A 16,711-nucleotide genomic window follows, 5' to 3' on the forward strand; every position below is an offset into this window, starting at 1 on the left:
GGGGCGGGGGGCGGGGGGGGGGGGGGCCCAACCCCCTTGAGCGGCGGCCGCCCCCGCGCCCGCCCCCCCCCGGGGCGCCCCGGGGCCCGGCGCGCCCGCCACCCCCTCCTGGAGGACCGCATGACCCTCGCCACCCACCACGACTGGCTCCGCCGGGCCGAGGCGTTCCGGCCCGTGCGCGAGCACCTGATCGACGGCACCGACGAAGCCGGTGGCGGCGACACGTTCTCCGTGGTCTCCCCCCGCGACGGCAAGGTGCTGGCCGAGGTCGCCGACGCCGGTGCGGCCGAGGTCGACGCGGCCGTCGCCGCCGCCCGCCGGGCCTTCGACCACGGCCCCTGGCCGCGGCTCTCCCCCACCGAGCGCGGCCGCGTCCTGCTGCGCCTCGCCGAACTCCTGGAGGAGCGGCGGGCCGAACTGGCGCTCACCGTCAGCCTGGAGATGGGCAAACCGGTCACCGACGCCCATGACATCGAGCTGCGGGCGCTGATCAACACCTTCCGCTGGTACGGCGGGCTCGCCGACAAGCTCACCGACGAGTCCCCGCGCACCGCGCCCGACGCCCTCGCCCTCGTCACCCGGGAACCGGCCGGGGTCGTCGGCGCGGTCGTCCCCTGGAACTTCCCGCTCACCCTGGCCGGCTGGAAGATCGCCCCGGCGCTGGCCGCCGGCTGCGCGGTGGTGCTCAAGCCCTCGGAGAACTCCCCGCTGTCCGCCCTGCTGCTCGGCCGGATCGGCCTCGCGGCCGGGCTGCCTCCGGGCGTCCTCAACGTCGTGGCCGGCGACGGGCCGGTGGCCGGCCGGGCCCTCGGCCTGCACCCCGACGTCGACGTCCTCGCCTTCACCGGCTCCACCGCCGTCGGCCGCCACTTCCTGCGCTACTCCGCCGACTCCAACCTCAAGCGGGTCTGGCTGGAACTGGGCGGCAAGTCGCCCAACATCGTCCTGCCCGACGCCCCCGACCTGGAGCGGGCCGCGGCCACCGCCGCCTGGGGCATCTTCTTCAACCAGGGCGAGATGTGCACCGCGCCCTCCCGGCTGCTGGTCCACTCCTCCGTCGCCGAACAGGTCACCGAGGCCGTCGTGGCCCGCGCCCGCGCCCTGCGGGTGGGCGATCCGCTCGACCCCGCCACGGAGATGGGCGCCCTGGTCGGCGAACAGCACCTCGGCCGGGTCCTGGGCCACGTCCGCACCGCCCTCGACGACGGCGCCCGGCTGCGCACCGGCGGCGAGCGCACCCTGACCGGAACCGGCGGGTGCTACCTCGAACCCACCGTCTTCGACCGGGTCGCCCCGGACAGCCGGCTGGCCCGCGAGGAGGTCTTCGGCCCGGTGCTGTCGGTGCTCGCCTTCGACGACCTGGACGAGGCCGTCGCCCTCGCCAACGCCACCGAGTACGGCCTCGCCGCCGGGCTGTGGACCTCCGACCTCTCCACCGCCCACCGGGTCTCCCGCGCCCTCAGGGCCGGTACGGTCTGGGTCAACTGCTACGAGGAGGGCGACCTCACGGTGCCCTTCGGCGGGATGAAGCAGTCCGGAAACGGACGCGACAAGTCCGCCCACGCCCTGGAGAAGTACACCGAACTCAAGACGACCTGGATCCAGCTGTGAACCACCGACCGCTGATCGCCGTCCCCGCCCGCTTCGCCGCCTCCACCTCCGCCCTGCGCCACGCCGCCGAGGTCAACGCCCGGGCCCTGATCGAGGCCGTCTGGCGGGCCGGCGGCGAGCCCGTCACCCTGCACCCGCACGCCCCCGGCGGCACCGCCGACCCGGCGGAGGTCGCCGCCCGGCTGGCCCGCTTCGACGCGCTGCTGCTCCCCGGCGGCGGGGACCTGGCGCCGCACCGCTACGGCGCGGCCGACGCCCACGCGGCGGTCTACGACGTGGACGAGGAGCAGGACGCGTTCGACCTGGAACTCGCCCGGCGGGCCCTGGCGGACGGGGTGCCGCTGCTCGCGGTCTGCCGCGGGCTCCAGGTGGTCAACACGGTGCTGGGCGGCACCCTGCACCAGGACATGGGCGGCCCCGGCCGCGAGCACCGGCACGTCCGGCAGCCCGTCGCGCTCACCCCCGGTTCCGCGCTGGCCGCGATCACCGGCGGCGAGCGGGTCGAGGCCTCCTGCTACCACCACCAGCGCGTGGACCGGCTCGGGCGGGGCCTGGCGGTCACCGGCCGGGCGGCCGACGGGACCGTCGAGGCCGTCGAACTGCCGGGGGCGAAGGGCTGGTTCACCGCCGTGCAGTGGCATCCGGAGGACACCGCCCACGAGGACCCGGCCCAGCAGCGGATCTTCGACGCCCTGGTCCGGGCGGCGGGCTGAGACGTCAGCCGCGGGAAGGGCGCCGGCCGCTGCGGCGCGGGGCGGGCTCCTCGCCGTTCAGCAGCGCGCGGCGCCGCTCCTCGCCGTGCTCCTCGACCTGGAGCACCACCCGCCGCAGCCCGTCGGCGAGGCTGACGCACTCCTCGTCGGTGAGCCCGGAGGTGACGAAGGACTCCTCGTCGTTGAAGGCCGGGAACACCTCGCGCATGAACTCCTCGCCCTTCTCGGTGAGCGCGAGGAGGACCAGCCGTCCGTCGGTGGGGTGGTCGACGCGGCGCAGCAGGCCGCGCGACTCCAGGGTGCGGGAGACGCCGGTCAGTGTGCCCTTGGAGATGCCGGCCTCCTCGGCGACGTGCCGGGTCTCGGACTCGCCCCAGACCCAGACCACCCAGAGGACGACGAAGGCGGTCCAGGTGAGGTCCGAGCCGCGCAGGACGGAGTTCTCCAGGTGCTGGCGCACGGTGGAGGCGGCCCGGTAGATGTTGGCCACCGCGGCCATCCGCTCCCGGCGGATCGGGCTGCCGCCGAGCTTCGCCTGGACGAGCCTCTCGGCCTCGTTGATGGACCGCTGGCTGGGCACGGGTGCTCCCTCGTCTCGCCGTCACCTGGCTCACCGGGAGCGGACGCGAACCCGTTCCGGTGACCCGAGCATCCTAGTTCGTGGCATCGGCGCGGCACCGGCCCGGCATCGACCCGGCACCACGCCCGCACCCGGCGCCACCTCCTCGGCACTCCCGTCGGCGGAAGCCGGTCCGCCGGATCCGCCCGCGACTCCTTCACATCCCGCCCCCTGGGCGACCTTGTTCCAGCGTCAGCCTGTCGCCTATGGTGAGCGAAGCACTTCGCTCCGTGTTCCACCTTCCCACGCATACCCATGGGCTGGACAATGCCCGGGGCCTGCGCTTTTTACGTGTTTGACACGTTCACGACATGAACCGTTCCCGGATTCCGCCCGCCAGCTTTCTCCGGACGTGAAGAATGACCGAACGACTGGACTTCAGCCTCACCCAGCTCCGCTATTTCGTCGAATCGGCCGAACTCGGCAACATCTCCGAAGCGGCCGAAAAGCTCAGAGCCTCGCAATCGACCGTCTCCTCGGCCATCATCCGGCTGGAACGCCAACTCGGCGTCCAGCTGCTGCTGCGCCACCACGCCCGCGGCGTCTCCCTCACCCCCAACGGACGCCACCTGCTGCTCGGCGCCCGGGCCCTGCTGGGACAGGCCAGGGACCTCCAGGAGCAGGGGGACGCCCTGGCGGGCGGCCTCGAAGGACGGATCGGCGTCGGCTTCCTCACCACGCTCGCCCCGTTCCTGCTGCCGCCGACCCACCGGATCACCGCGCAGCGGCACGCCGGGCTGCGGCTGAGCACCCGGGAGGAGCGGGCCGACCCGCTGCTCGCGCTGCTCAGGGAGGGGCAGTGCGAACTGGCCGTCACCTACGACTTCCTGAGCGGCGGCTGCCGGTTCGTCCCGCTGGCCGAGCTGCGCCTCCAGGCCCTCCTCCCGGACGGCGACCCGGAGGACGACCCGGTCGGCCGGGCCGGTCCCGTCCCGCTGGCCCGGCTCGCCGACCGGCCGTTCGTCGCCCTCGACGACCCGCCGCTGCTGCTCCACTTCGAGAAGTCCTTCGCCGAGGCCGGCGTCCCGCCGCCGCCGGTGATCACCGCGGCCGGGCCGGAGACCGTCCGAGGCCTGGTCGCCGCCGGCTGCGGGTTCGCCCTGGCCTACCAGTGCGTCCACCGGGCCACCACCCTGGAGGGCGGCCGGATCCGCGCGGTCGAGCTCGCGGAGCCGACGCCGACCGCCCGGCTCGGGGTGGCCACCGCGCCCTCCCTCGCCCTCGGCCGGCGCGGCCGGGCCGTCCTGAACGTCCTCAGATCGGTGGTCTCGGCCGGCCGGCCGTGAGGCCGTCGGCGCAGCCGCCCCCGGAACAGCCCCCCGCTCCCCCATCCCGCGACGAAGTCGGAGGAACGCCGTGTTCGCCATGCTCTTCGCCGGCCAGGGCAGCCAGCACAAGGGAATGGGCGCCGAGGTCCTCGCCCGCTACCCCGGACTGGTCGCCTTCGCCTCCGACCTCCTGGGGTACGACCTGGCCGCCCTGTGCACCGAGAACCCGGACGGCCTGCTCTCCCGCACGGAGTACACCCAGCCGGCGATCTTCGTCGTCAACGCCCTGCACGGCTTCGAGCACGCCCACCGCGAGGACCGCCGGGCCGACCGCTACCTGGGGCACAGCCTCGGCGAGTACAACGCCCTGCTGGCCGCCGGGGTCTTCGACTTCGAGACCGGGCTCCGGCTGGTCGCCAGGCGCGCCGAGCTCATGGCCGCGGCCTCCGACGGCGGCATGGCCGCCGTGCTGGACACCCCCGAGGAGCAGTTGCTGAAGGTCCTCGCCGACCACGGCGTCGACGGCGTCGACATCGCCGGCCTCAACACCCCCTCCCAGCTGGTCATCGCGGCCACCCCGCCGGTGCTGGCCGCCGCGCTCGACTGCCTGGAGGGGGCCGGAATCCGGGTGGCCCGGCTCCGGGTGAGCGCCCCGTTCCACTCCCGGTACATGGAGCCGGCCCGGGTGCGCTTCGCCGAGTTCCTCACCGGATTCGCCTTCGCCGAACCCACGACGCCGGTCGTCTCCAACGTCACCGCCCGGCCCCACCGGGCGTCGGAGACCGCCCGGCTGCTCGCCGAACAGCTCGTCACCCCGGTGCGCTGGACCGACTGTGTCCGAAGTCTGCTCGACCCGGACGACCCGTTGGAGTTCACCGAGATCGGGGGCACCGCCCTCACCCGAATGGTCCACACCATCACCTCTGGAGCCTGAACGATGGAATCGACGACGGAAATCATCCGGAGCTACCTGGAAGACCGTTTCCTCTTCGAGTTCGACGAGGAGATCACCCCCGAAACCGACCTGTTCAAAGCCGGGGTCATCGACTCCTTCGGCTACGTCAGAATGATGCGGTTCCTGGAAACCGAATTCTCCGTCACCCTCGACGCCGACGAGATCCTGATGGACGTCCTCGTCTCGCTCGCCGCGATCGACGAATTCATCCAGAAGAAGCTCGCCGGAATCTAGGGGGGACCACTCATGTGCGGACTGGCTGGGTTCCTCTCGCCGCCATCGCTGTCCGGAGCGGCCGCCGAGGTGATCACCTCGATGCTGTCGACCATCCGCCACCGCGGACCGGACCAGGCCGGCTACTACCTGGACGACGGGCTCGCCATGGGTGCCGTCCGGCTGGCGATCGTCGACCCCGCCGACGGCGCCCAGCCGATGGCGGACCCGACCGAGCGCCACTGGATCTGCTTCAACGGCGAGATCTACAACCACATCGAGCTGCGCGCGGAGCTGGAGGCCCTCGGCCGCCCGTTCCGCACCGACCACTCCGACACCGAAGTGGCGCTCCAGGCCTGGATCCAGTGGGGCCCTGACTGCTTCGCCCGCTTCAACGGCCCGTTCGCGCTGGCGATCAGGGACGCCGTGACCGGCCGGCTCGTCCTGGCCCGGGACCGCTACGGCAAACGCCCGCTGTACTACGCCGAGCACGGCGGCGCCCTGCTGTTCGCCTCCGAGATGAAGGCCTTCGGCGCCTTCCCCGGATTCCGGTTCGAGCTCTCCCCGCAGGATCTCGCCGCCGTCTACGCGGTGTGGACGCCGCTGCCCGACCGCACGCCCTTCGCCGGTGTCCACCAGCTGCCGATGGGCTCCTACCTGGAGATCCACGGGGACGGGCGCTCGCTGCGCGCGTACGAGGAACTCGGCTTCGACGTGCCGGGCTTCGACGGCACCGAGGCGGAGGCCGTCGAATTCGTCCGGGAGAGCCTGCGCACCGCGGTGGAGCTGCGGCTGCGCTCGGACGTCGAGGTCGGCGTCTACCTGAGCGGCGGGCTGGACTCCTCCGTGGTGACGAGCCTCGCCACCCGGCTGTCCCGCCACCCGGTCCGCACCTTCTCGGTGGCCTTCCGGGACAAGAACTTCGACGAGTCCGACAGCCAGCTCCTGGTCGCCGACCACCTGGGCACCGAGCACCTCGCCGTCCCGGTCACCGCCGCGGACATCGCCGACAACCTGCCGGCGGCGGTCCACCACGCCGAGATGCCCGCCTTCCGGACCTCCTTCGTCCCGATGTTCCTGCTCTCCCGCCACGTCCGGGACGCCGGCATCAAGACCGTGCTCAGCGGCGAGGGCTCCGACGAGGCCTTCCTCGGCTACTCGCTGTTCCGCGAGACCATGCTGCGCGAGCGCTGGCACGGACTCGACGAGGACGGGCGCCGCGCCGCGCTCGCCACCCTGCACCCCGAGCTGGCGCACTTCGGCCCGGCCCACCAGAGCCATCTGCTCGGCCTGTACCAGCAATTCGCCACCGAGCGGATGCCCGGCCTGTTCTCCCACGAACTGCGCTACCAGAACGGCAGGTTCGCGGCCCGGCTGCTCGCCTCCCGGGAGGACCCGTTCGCCGGCCTGCTCGACCTGGTCGCCCGGACGCCGGGCTACCGGGCCATGTCCGCGGTGCAGAAGGCCCAGTGGCTGGAGTACAAGACCCTGCTGCCCGGTTTCCTCCTCTCCACCCAGGGCGAGCGCGTCGCGCTGGCGCACAGCGTGGAGAACCGCTGCCCGTTCCTCGACCCGGCGGTCGTCCGGGCCGCCTCCTCGGTCAACCTCCGCTTCGACGACGGGTGGAACGAGAAGGCCCTGCTGAAACGGGCGTTCCGCTCCGAGCTGCCGCGCTGGACCACCGACCGCCCCAAGCAGCCCTACCGCGCCCCGGGCAGCGAGGCGTTCAAGGAGAGCCGCCCGGACTACCTCGAACTTCTGCTGTCAGACGCCGAGTTGGGCAAGCTCGACTTCCTGGACCAGCGGTTCGCCCGCCGGCTGACGGACCGGATCATGTCCTCGCCCGTCGAGGAGGTGAGCACCAAGGAGGACCAGGCCTTCGTCTACCTGCTCACCACCGCCGTGCTGCACCGCGCGTTCGTGCTCGACGGCGCGGGCCGCGCCGGCGGCGCCCCGGCCGGGGCGCTCGACCTGAAGGTGACCGTGGACCGGCGCAGCGCCGTCCCGACCGCGAAGGAGACCCGGTGACCACCGACGGCACCGCCATCATCGGGCTCGCCCTGCGCTTCCCCGGGGCCGACACCCTGCCCGCCCTCTTCGACCACCTCGCCGCCGGACGCTCGCTGATCACCGAGGTCCCGGCCGAACGCTGGTCCAAGGAACGCTACTTCGGCGATCCCCGCACCGGCGGCGAACGGACCAACAGCATCTGGGCCGGCTTCATCGAGGACGCCGACCGCTTCGACGCCGCCTTCTTCAACATCTCCCCGCGCGAGGCCGAGACGATGGACCCGCAACAGCGGATCGCCCTCGAACTCGCCTGGAAGGCCATCGAGGACGCGGGCTACCGCGCCGCCGACCTCGCGGGCAGCCGCACCGGCGTCTTCATGGGCCTGTGCCACGCCGACTACGCCGAACTCATCGAACGCGACGGCGTGGCGACCGACGCCTACCTCCCCACCGGAACGGCGTACTCGATCGTCGCCAACCGGCTGTCCTACTACTTCGACCTCCACGGCCCGAGCATCGCCAACGACACCGCCTGCTCCAGCTCCCTGGTGTCGCTCTACGAGGCCGTGACCGCGCTGAACAACGGCGACTGCGACCTGGCGCTGGCCGGCGGCGTGAACCTGTGCTGGTCCCCGAAGCTCTTCGTGGCCTTCAGCAAGGCCGGGATGCTCTCGCCCACCGGCCGGGCGCACGCCTTCGACCAGGACGCCGACGGCTTCGTGCGCGGCGAGGGCGGGGCGGTCCTGCTGCTCAAGCCGCTCGCCCGGGCGCTCGCCGACGGCGACCCGGTCCACGGGGTGATCAAGGGCGTCGGCACCAACCACGGCGGCCGCACCAACTCGCTGACCGTGACCAGCCCGGCCGCCCAGGCCGCGCTGATCGAGGACGTCTACACCCGGGCCGGCGTCGCCCCGCAGACGGTCGGCTACATCGAGGCCCACGGGCCGGGCACCCCGGTCGGCGACCCGATCGAGGTCGTCGGCCTCAAACGCGCCTTCCGCAGCCTGCACGAGGCCGCCGGGACGGAGCCGAGCCCGCGCACCACCGGCATCGGCTCGATCAAGACCAACATCGGGCACCTGGAGTCCGCCGCCGGGGTGGCCGGCGTGGTGAAGGTGGTCGGCGCCATGGCGGCCGGCGTGCTGCCCGCCACCGTCAACTTCCAGGCCCTGAACCCGCTGATCACCCTGGACGGCAGCCCCTTCTACGTCGTGGACGGCACCCGGCCCTGGCCCGCCCCCGAGGACGCGCCGCGCCGGGCCGGCGTCAGCTCCTTCGGGTTCGGCGGCACCAACGCCCACGTACTGCTGGAGGAACCGGCGCACCGCCCCGCGCCCTCCGACGGCCCGGGCCCGTACGTCGTCCCGCTGTCCGCGCGCACCCCCGAGCGGCTGCGCGCGCTCGCCGGGCGGCTGCGCGAGCACCTGCTCGCACCGGAATCGGCGCTCCAGCCGCGCCAGGGCCTGGCCGACATCGCCCACACCCTGAGGGTGGGCCGCGAACCACTGGCCGTCCGGGCGGCACTGGTCGTCGCGGACCGCGAGCAGCTCCTCGCCGCCCTGGAGTCGCTGGCCACCGGCGCGCTCCCGGCCGGCGGGCACGCCGACCCGGCCGGCGCCGCGCCGGAGGTCATCGCGGCGGTCGAGGAGTGGCTGGGCGGTGGCGAGGCCCGGTGGCCGCACCACCCCGGCGCCCACCGGGTGCGGCTGCCCACCTACCCGTTCGCCCGGGACCGGCACTGGTACCGGGTCCCGGAGCCGGTCGGCGCGCCCGGGCAGCTGCACCCCCTCGTCCACCGCAACACCTCCGACCTGGCCCAGCAGCGCTACACCTCGACCTTCACCGGCGCCGAACCCTTCCTCGACGACCACCGGGTGGGCGGGCGCCGGGTGCTGCCCGCCGCCGCGTACGTCGAGATGGCCCGGGCCGCCGTCGAGTTCTCGGCCGCCGCGCCGGGCACCGTACGGCTGCGCGACCTGGCCTGGCTGCGCCCGGTGACCGTCGACGGCGAACCCGTCGACGTCCTGGTCGAACTGACGCCCGGGGAGCGGGCGATCGCCGTCGGATTCCGGCTGGACGGCACGCTCCACGCCACCGGCCGCGCCGAACTCGTCCCGCCCGCACCACCGGCCCCGCTCGACCTGGACGCCCTGCGCGCCTCCTGCCCGGACCCGGCCGACCCGGCGGACGTCCACCGGCGGCTGCGCGCCCAGGGCCTGGAGTACGGCCCGGCCATGCGCGCCCTGCGGGAGCTGCGCACCGGCGAGGGCCGGGCACTCGCCCGGATCCGGGCGAGCGAGCCCGAGGGCAGTGGCCACCTGCTGCCGCCGAGCCTGCTGGACGCGGCCTTCCAGGTCTCCGTCACGCTGATGGACGACTCCACCGGCCCGACGCTCCCGCTGGCCCTGGACGAGGTCCTGGTCCACCGGCCCTGCCCGGCCGAGAGCTGGGCGTGGGTGCGGCGCGGCGGCGGCTCGGGCGCCGTCGCCACCTTCGACATCGACCTGTGCGACCGGGAGGGCGTCGTCCACGCCACGCTCCGGGGGCTCACCCAGCGCGCCACCGCCGGGCCCGGCGCCGGCGGTGCGGGCGGCCAGAGCTCCCCCGCCGACGGCGTCGTGACCGCCACCACCCGCTGGACCGACCGCCCGGCGAACCCCGGCACCGCCGTCCGCACCGCCCACACCCCCGGGCTGCCGCGGATCGCCCCCGCCGCCCCGGCCGACGGCGTCGACGCCGTGACGGACACGGTGTTCGCGGCCGTCCGGGCGGTACTGGACGCCCGGCCCACCACCGAGCAGCGGTTCGTGGTGCTGGTGGACGGCCGCGTCCCGGCGCACTTCCACCGGCCGCTGGCCGGTCTGTTCCGCACCGTCGCGGCGGAGAACCCGCTGGTCTCCGGCCGGGTGGTGCGGGTCGACGGCCTGGCGGCCGCCGGCCCGGCCGAGGTCGAGCGGATCGTCGCCGAGGAGTGTGCCGACGACGGCGCCGACAGCGAGGTCCGCCGCCGCGCCGACGGCCTCCGGCAGGTGCTGGAGCCCGTGGAGACACCGCTCGGCTCCGGCCCGGCCGTCCCGGAGCTGCGGACCGGCGGGGTGTACTGGGTGACCGGCGGCCTCGGCGGCCTCGGTCCGCACCTGGCCCGCTACTTCGGCCGGGCCCGGGCCACCGTCGTGCTCAGCGGCCGGTCCGCGACCGGTTCGCTCGACGCCCTGCGCGCCGACGGCGTCGACGCCCACTACCTGCCGGTGGACGTCACCGACGCCGACGAGGTGCGCGCCGCCGTCGAGACGATCCTGCGCGACCACGGCGCGCTCCACGGCGTCGTCCACGCGGCCGGTCTGCTGCGCGACCAGTTCCTGGTGCGCAAGGACCTGGCCGACGTCCGCACGGTGACGGCGTCGAAGATCCGCGGCACGCTCAACCTGGACGCCGCCACCCGCGACCTCGACCTGGACCACTTCGTCCTGTTCTCCTCGGTCGCCTCGGTGTACGGCAACCCCGGCCAGTCCGACTACGCCGCGGCCAACGCGTTCCTGGACGCCTTCGCCGGGCACCGGCGGTCCCTGGTCGAGGCCGGGGAGCGCAGCGGCCGTACCGTCGCGGTGAGTTGGCCGCTGTGGGCGGACGGCGGCATGGCGATGGACGCGGCCGGGCGGGAGGCGATGCGCCGCGAGCGGGGCTGGGAGCCGCTGCCCACCGAGGCAGGGCTGCGCGTCCTCGGCCTGGCGCTGGGCGCCGACGCCCCGGCCCACCTGGTGGTCGGCTACGGTGCGGGCGCCACGCTCGCGGCCCGTCCCATCGCGCCGCCCGCACCGCCCGCACCGCACGCACAACCCGCCACCGGCACCGGTGACCTGACCGCGCGGACCGAGGAGCTGCTGCGCCGGATCGTCGCCGAGGTCCTGCGGCACCCCCCGGAGCACCTCGACCCGGCCACCGACCTGATCGAGTACGGCATCGACTCGCTGAGCATCATGGGCGTGACCACCGAACTGGAGAAGCTGTTCGGCCCGCTCTCCAAGACGATCTTCTTCGAGTACCTGAACATCGCCGACGTCGCCGCCCACTTCGTGGAGACCCGGCGGGAGCAGCTGGCGGCCGTCCTCGGCGAGGCGACGCCGGAGCCCGAGCCCGTACCGGAGCCCGTGCCCGTGCCCGTGCCGGAGCCCCAGCCGTCGGCGGAGAGCGTGCCCCGCTCCGTGTCCGGACCGTCGAACGTCCCCGAGGCCCGGGATGACCGGCACACGCGGAACGACCGGGACGACCGGGACGACCGGCACGACATCGCGATCATCGGGGTCTCCGGCCGCTACCCCGGCGCCGACACCCTCGACGAGCTGTGGGAGCTGCTGGAGAGCGGCCGGCACAGCTTCGAGGAGGTCCCCGCCGAGCGCTGGGACCACCGGATCGTCCACGACAGCGACCGCTCCGTGCGCGGCAAGAGCGTGATCCGCACCGGCACCTTCCTGCGCGACATCGACGCCTTCGACCCCCGGTACTTCCGGATCTCCAAGCGCGAGGCCGAGCAGATGTCCCCGGAGGTCCGGCTGTTCCTCCAGGCCGGCGTGCAGGCGCTGGAGGACGCGGGCTACTCCCGGGAGACGATCCGCCGCCGCTACCAGGGCGACGTCGGCGTGCTGGTCGGCACCATGAGCAACCACTACAACCTGTACGGCTTCCAGAACAGCCTCACCCGGGGCGCCCCGCAGAGCGGCAGCTACACCGGGACGATCCCGAACATGCTGTCCTACTTCTACGGCCTGACCGGGCCGTCGATCTTCGTGGACACCATGTGCTCGGCCTCCTCGACCTGCGTCCACCAGGCCGTGCAGATGCTGCGGGCGGGCGAGTGCCGGATGGTGGTCGCGGGCGGCATCAACCTGCTGCTGCACCCGTACAACCTGGTCACCTCCTCGGAGGAGCACTTCACCACCGGCACCTCCGACGTGATCCGCAGCTTCGGCGTCGGCGTGGACGGCACCATCCTCGGCGAGGGCGTCGGCGCCGTGGTGCTCAAGCCGCTGGCCGACGCGGAGCGCGACGGCGACCACGTGTACGCCGTGATCAAGGGCACCGCCATGTCCAACGCCGGGGTGCGCAACGGCTTCACCGTGCCGAGCCCGGCCATGCAGGCCCGCGCGGTCGAGAAGGCCGTCGCGGACGCCGGGATCGACCCGAGGACGATCGGCTACGTCGAGGGCCACGGCTCGGGCACCGCCCTGGGCGACCCGATCGAGGTGCGCGCCCTCACCTCGGCGTACCGGAAGTCCACCGGGGACCGGCAGTTCTGCGCGCTCGGCTCGGTCAAGGCCAACCTGGGCCACCTGCTCGCCGCCGCCGGGATGGCGGGCCTGGCCAAGGTGCTGCTCCAGCTGCGGCACGGCAAGCTGGTGCCCTCCCTGCACAGCGCGGAGCTCAACCCGGACATCGACTTCGCGGACACTCCGTTCCGGGTCCAGCAGACCCTGGCCGACTGGCGGCCGATCGTCACCACCGTCGACGGCCGACAGGTCACCCATCCGCGCCGGGCCGGCCTCACCTCGATCGGGGCCGGCGGCATGAACTCCCACATCATCCTGGAGGAGTACCCGCCGAGGCCGGCCCGCCAGGAGCCTTTCGGTGAGCAGCTGTTCGTCTTCTCCGCGATGAACGAGGCCGCCCTCGGGCGCTACCTCGCCGTCTTCCGCGGCCACCTGGCCGGAGCCGCCGAGGCCGACCTGCCCGACATCGCCTTCACCCTGCGGGTCGGCAAGAACGAACTGCCGTACCGCTGGGCCTTCGTGGCCTCCGACCGGGCCGGCGCCCTGGCCGCCCTGGACGGCTGGCTCGCGGGCCGCCGGGACCTCCCGGAGCACGAACCGGTCCGGACCTGGCTCGCGGGCCGCGCCGTCGACTGGGAGCAACTGCCCTCCGCCCGAAGGGTCCCGCTGCCCCCGTACCCCTTCGAGAAGGTGCGCTGCTGGGTCGAGCAGGAGCCGGACGCGCCGTCCGTGCTCGCCCCGCTGGCCTACCGCGAGCGGCTGCACCCGTTCCTGGGCCGCAACGAGTCCGACGTCCACGGCCTGCGCTACACCGCCGACGTCCGGCTCGACGACCTCCAGGACTACACCTACCGGCAGGACCGGGCGTCCGTCGTGGTGCCCACGTTCGCCGTGGACCTCGCGCTCGCCACCGCGAAGGTCACCGGCTTCGCCGACCAGCCGGTCGTCCACGACCTGCGGGTGCTGCGGCCGGTCGACTGGGCGGCCACCGACCGTCTGGTCACCGAGTTCGCCGACGGCCACGGCCTGGTGCGGGCCGGGGACGGGCCGCCGGCCGTGGAGTTCACCGTCCGTCAGGGCGCCGCGCCCACCGGGCGGATCGACCTCGCGGGCCTGCGGCCGCTGCTGGACCGAGCGGGTTTCCTGGCCGAACTGGCCGAGGGCGGTGTCGTGCCCCGGCCCGCCTCCTGCGCCGTCGACGGGGTGTCCACCGCCGCCGACGGGTCGAGCGTCCTGCACCTGTCCGGCCCCGAGTTCCAGCAGGACCACGTCCGGCGGAACGTGAGCATAGAACCGTCCGTGCTCGCCGCGATCTCCCTGGGCGTGCAGTGGCGGGCCCGCCGGGCCGGGGAGACCGACTGGCCGCGCTTCGCACCGCACCGGATCGAGGCGGTCTCCGTCCGGGCCGGCGGGGCGGGGGCCGACGTCGTGCACGTCGCCCACGTCGTCCTCGGGGAGGACCGGATCGTGCTGGCCGACGGCTCCGGCGAGGTCCTCGGGGTGCTGGACGGCGTCCGCTGCGGCACCGGGGGAACCGCCCCGGCCGCCCACCGGCCGGCCGCCCAGCCCGTCCAAGCCGCTCAGCCCGTCCCAGCCGCGCGGGCCGACCGGCCGGGGTCCTCCGGGGTCGTGGACGCGCTGCGCGAGATCGCCGCCGGGCTGCTGAAGTTCGAGCCCGGGGAACTCGACCCCCGCACCGGCCTGGACGAGTTCGGCTTCGACTCCATCTCGCTGGTCTCCTTCGCCCGGCAGATCGAGGAGCGGTTCGGCGCGAAGGTCAGCCCGGCCGTCTTCTTCGACCTCCACACCCTGGAGGCGCTGGGCGCCCACCTGATCGAGGAGTACGGGGTGTCGGCCGCGCCGCGCTGCCCCCCCCCCCCCCCCCCCCCCGTGGCAGCCGCCGTACCGGCACCACCACCGCCACCGCCCGCCGCCGTACCGCAACCGCGACCCCAGCCGCAGCCCGCCCGTCACCGGACGGACCCGGGGGAGCCGATCGCCGTGATCGGCGCCGCCGGCCGCTTCCCCGGCGCCCGCGACCTCACCGGGTACTGGGCGAACCTGCTGGCCGGAACGGACTCCGTCACCGACTTCCCGCTGGACCGCTACGACGAGGAGCAGCGCCGGGCCATCGCCGCCCTGGACTTCCCCCGGCGGATGGGCGTCCTCGACGACGTCGACGCCTTCGACGCGGCGTTCTTCCGCATCCTGCCGCGCGAGGCCGAACTGATGGACCCGCAGCACCGCCTGGTGCTGGAGACGGTCTGGCAGGCCCTGGAGGACAGCGCCCACCGGCCCGGCAGGCTGCCCGCCGGAACCGGGGTGTTCATCGGTGTCACCGGCAACGACTACGCCACGCTGCTCACCACCGGCGGGGTGCGGCCGGACGCCTTCACCGCGACCGGCAACACCCACGCGATCCTCGCCAACCGGATCTCCTACCTGCTCGACGTGCGCGGCCCCAGCGAGCCGATCGACACCGCCTGCTCCAGCTCGCTGGTGGCGGTGCACCGCGCCATGGAGGCGATCCGGTCCGGCGCGTGCGAGCTGGCGATCGCGGGCGGGGTGAACGTCCTGCTCGACGCCGGCACCTTCGTCAGCGCCCACCGCGCGGGCATGCTCAGCCCGGACGGCCTGTGCCGCACCTTCGACGCCGAAGCGAACGGCTACGTGCGCGGCGAGGGCGTCGGGGCGGTGGTCCTCAAGTCGCTGGCGGCGGCCGAGCGGGACGGCGATCCGGTCCTCGGCGTGCTCCGGGGCAGCGCCTACAACCACGGCGGCCGGGCCAACTCGCTCACCGCGCCGAACGCCGACGCCCAGGCCGAGCTGGTGACGGCGGCGGTCGGCGACCTCGACCCGGACACCATCGGCTACGTCGAGGCCCACGGCACCGGCACCGCCCTCGGCGACCCGGTCGAGGTCCGCGCGCTGCGCACCGCGTTCCGCCGGCTCGGCCGTCGCGACGACGGCGCCTGCGGCCTGGGCTCGGTGAAGACCAACATCGGGCACCTGGAGGCGGCGGCGGGCATCGCCGGGCTGCTGAAGGTGCTGCTCGCGCTCCGGCACGGGGTGCTGCCCGCGACCCGGCACCTGCGCGAGGTCAACCCGTTCGTCGAACTCGCCGACGGGCCCTTCCACCTGGTCCGGGAGAACGAGCCCTGGCCACGGCCCCGTGACCGGGACGGCCGGGAGGCGCCGCGACGGGCCGGGGTGAGCAGCTTCGGCTTCGGCGGCGTCAACGCCCATGTGGTGGTCGAGGAGTACGTCCCGGCCCGCCCGGTCGGGGCGGAGCCCGCCGGTGCCGTGACGGTGCCGCTGTCGGCGCGCACCGAGCGGCAGCTGACCGAGCGGGCCCGGGATCTGCTGGCCTTCCTGGAGGCCTCGGACGGGGTGTCGCTGCGCTCGGTCGCCTGGACGCTGCGGGCCGGGCGGGAGGAGATGGCCGAGCGGGCCGGCTGGACGGTCTCGTCCGTGCCCGAACTCGCGGACCGGCTGCGGGCGTTCGTCACCACCGGCGAGCGCGGCGCGGCCACCGGCCCGCTGGCCCGGTGGATCGCGGGTGAGGACGTCGGCCTGGCGGAGTGGACCGACGGCCCCCGGCCCGGCCGGGTCCGGCTGCCCGGCTATCCCTTCGCCCGGGACCGCTTCTGGTACCCCCGGCCCGAACCGGCCCCTGCCCCTGCCCCTGCCCCTGCCCCTGCTGGGACCATGACTCCAGCTGCGGCTGCGGTGCCCGGCACCGCCCGGGAGGCCGTCACCACCCTGTCCGTCCCGCGCTGGGCTCCGGCCGCTCCGGCCCCCGCCGTCCCGGTGCGCCGCCACGACCGCCGTGCCGTCGTGCTGTGCGGCGTCGAAGCGGACGTCCCCGGAGCGATCCGGCTGGAGACGGCCAAGCGGCGCCCGGAGAGCCGCTTCCGCGACCTGTCCTGGAAGCTGCTGGAGACCGTCCGGGACCTGACGGCCGAGGACGGCACGGTGCTGGTCCAGGTGGTCGCCGAGTCCCCCGCTCTCGCCGCCCTGCTGCGCTCGGCGGCGAAGGAGCACCCCCGCCTCCTCGG

Annotated in this window: 8 protein-coding genes; 7 read left to right on the top strand and 1 reads right to left on the bottom strand. The window is 74.3% G+C overall.

Features of this window, described 5'->3' with window-relative positions; genetic code table 11:
* Nucleotides 1–120 precede the first annotated feature (120 nt).
* Together ACFRMQ_RS23550 and ACFRMQ_RS23555 are read left to right on the top strand one after the other, a co-directional pair.
* A complete protein-coding gene (locus ACFRMQ_RS23550; protein ID WP_380732544.1) occupies nucleotides 121–1,611 on the top strand; it encodes an aldehyde dehydrogenase in 1,491 nt (496 codons plus the stop codon).
* Nucleotides 1,608–2,324, top strand: a complete 717-nt coding sequence (locus ACFRMQ_RS23555; protein ID WP_380732545.1) for a gamma-glutamyl-gamma-aminobutyrate hydrolase family protein — start codon at nucleotides 1,608–1,610, stop codon at nucleotides 2,322–2,324. Before ACFRMQ_RS23550 ends, ACFRMQ_RS23555 begins: the two co-directional genes overlap by 4 nt.
* Nucleotides 2,325–2,328: 4 nt before the next feature.
* Here the strand turns inward: ACFRMQ_RS23555 and ACFRMQ_RS23560 are convergent, their stop codons facing one another.
* Nucleotides 2,329–2,904, bottom strand: coding sequence for a MarR family winged helix-turn-helix transcriptional regulator (locus tag ACFRMQ_RS23560; RefSeq protein WP_380732546.1), 576 nt, complete (start codon nucleotides 2,902–2,904; stop codon nucleotides 2,329–2,331).
* A 398-nt stretch (nucleotides 2,905–3,302) separates the two neighbouring features.
* On the opposite strand from ACFRMQ_RS23560, the gene ACFRMQ_RS23565 reads away from it, so the two are divergent.
* From ACFRMQ_RS23565 to ACFRMQ_RS23585, 5 genes are all read left to right on the top strand, one after another.
* Nucleotides 3,303–4,229, top strand: a complete 927-nt coding sequence (locus tag ACFRMQ_RS23565) for a LysR family transcriptional regulator (RefSeq protein WP_380732547.1) — start codon at nucleotides 3,303–3,305, stop codon at nucleotides 4,227–4,229.
* Between the two features lie 79 nt (nucleotides 4,230–4,308).
* Nucleotides 4,309–5,145 carry an ACP S-malonyltransferase gene (locus ACFRMQ_RS23570; RefSeq protein WP_380732552.1) on the top strand — a complete coding sequence of 279 codons (837 nt, stop codon included), beginning with the start codon at nucleotides 4,309–4,311 and terminating at the stop codon, nucleotides 5,143–5,145.
* A gap of 3 nt (nucleotides 5,146–5,148) precedes the next feature.
* Nucleotides 5,149–5,400 (top strand): acyl carrier protein, encoded by a 252-nt coding sequence (locus tag ACFRMQ_RS23575; RefSeq protein ID WP_380732548.1) that lies wholly within the window; start codon nucleotides 5,149–5,151, stop codon nucleotides 5,398–5,400.
* A gap of 12 nt (nucleotides 5,401–5,412) precedes the next feature.
* A complete protein-coding gene (asnB, locus tag ACFRMQ_RS23580) occupies nucleotides 5,413–7,407 on the top strand; it encodes an asparagine synthase (glutamine-hydrolyzing) (protein ID WP_380732549.1) in 1,995 nt (664 codons plus the stop codon).
* Nucleotides 7,404–16,711 (top strand): SDR family NAD(P)-dependent oxidoreductase (locus ACFRMQ_RS23585; protein ID WP_380732551.1); only part of this gene is annotated, 9,308 nt, incomplete at its 3' end. The genes asnB and ACFRMQ_RS23585, both read left to right, overlap by 4 nt.

It is taken from the genome of Kitasatospora sp. NPDC056783 (assembly GCF_042789895.1).
In the GTDB taxonomy this organism is placed as follows: domain Bacteria; phylum Actinomycetota; class Actinomycetes; order Streptomycetales; family Streptomycetaceae; genus Kitasatospora.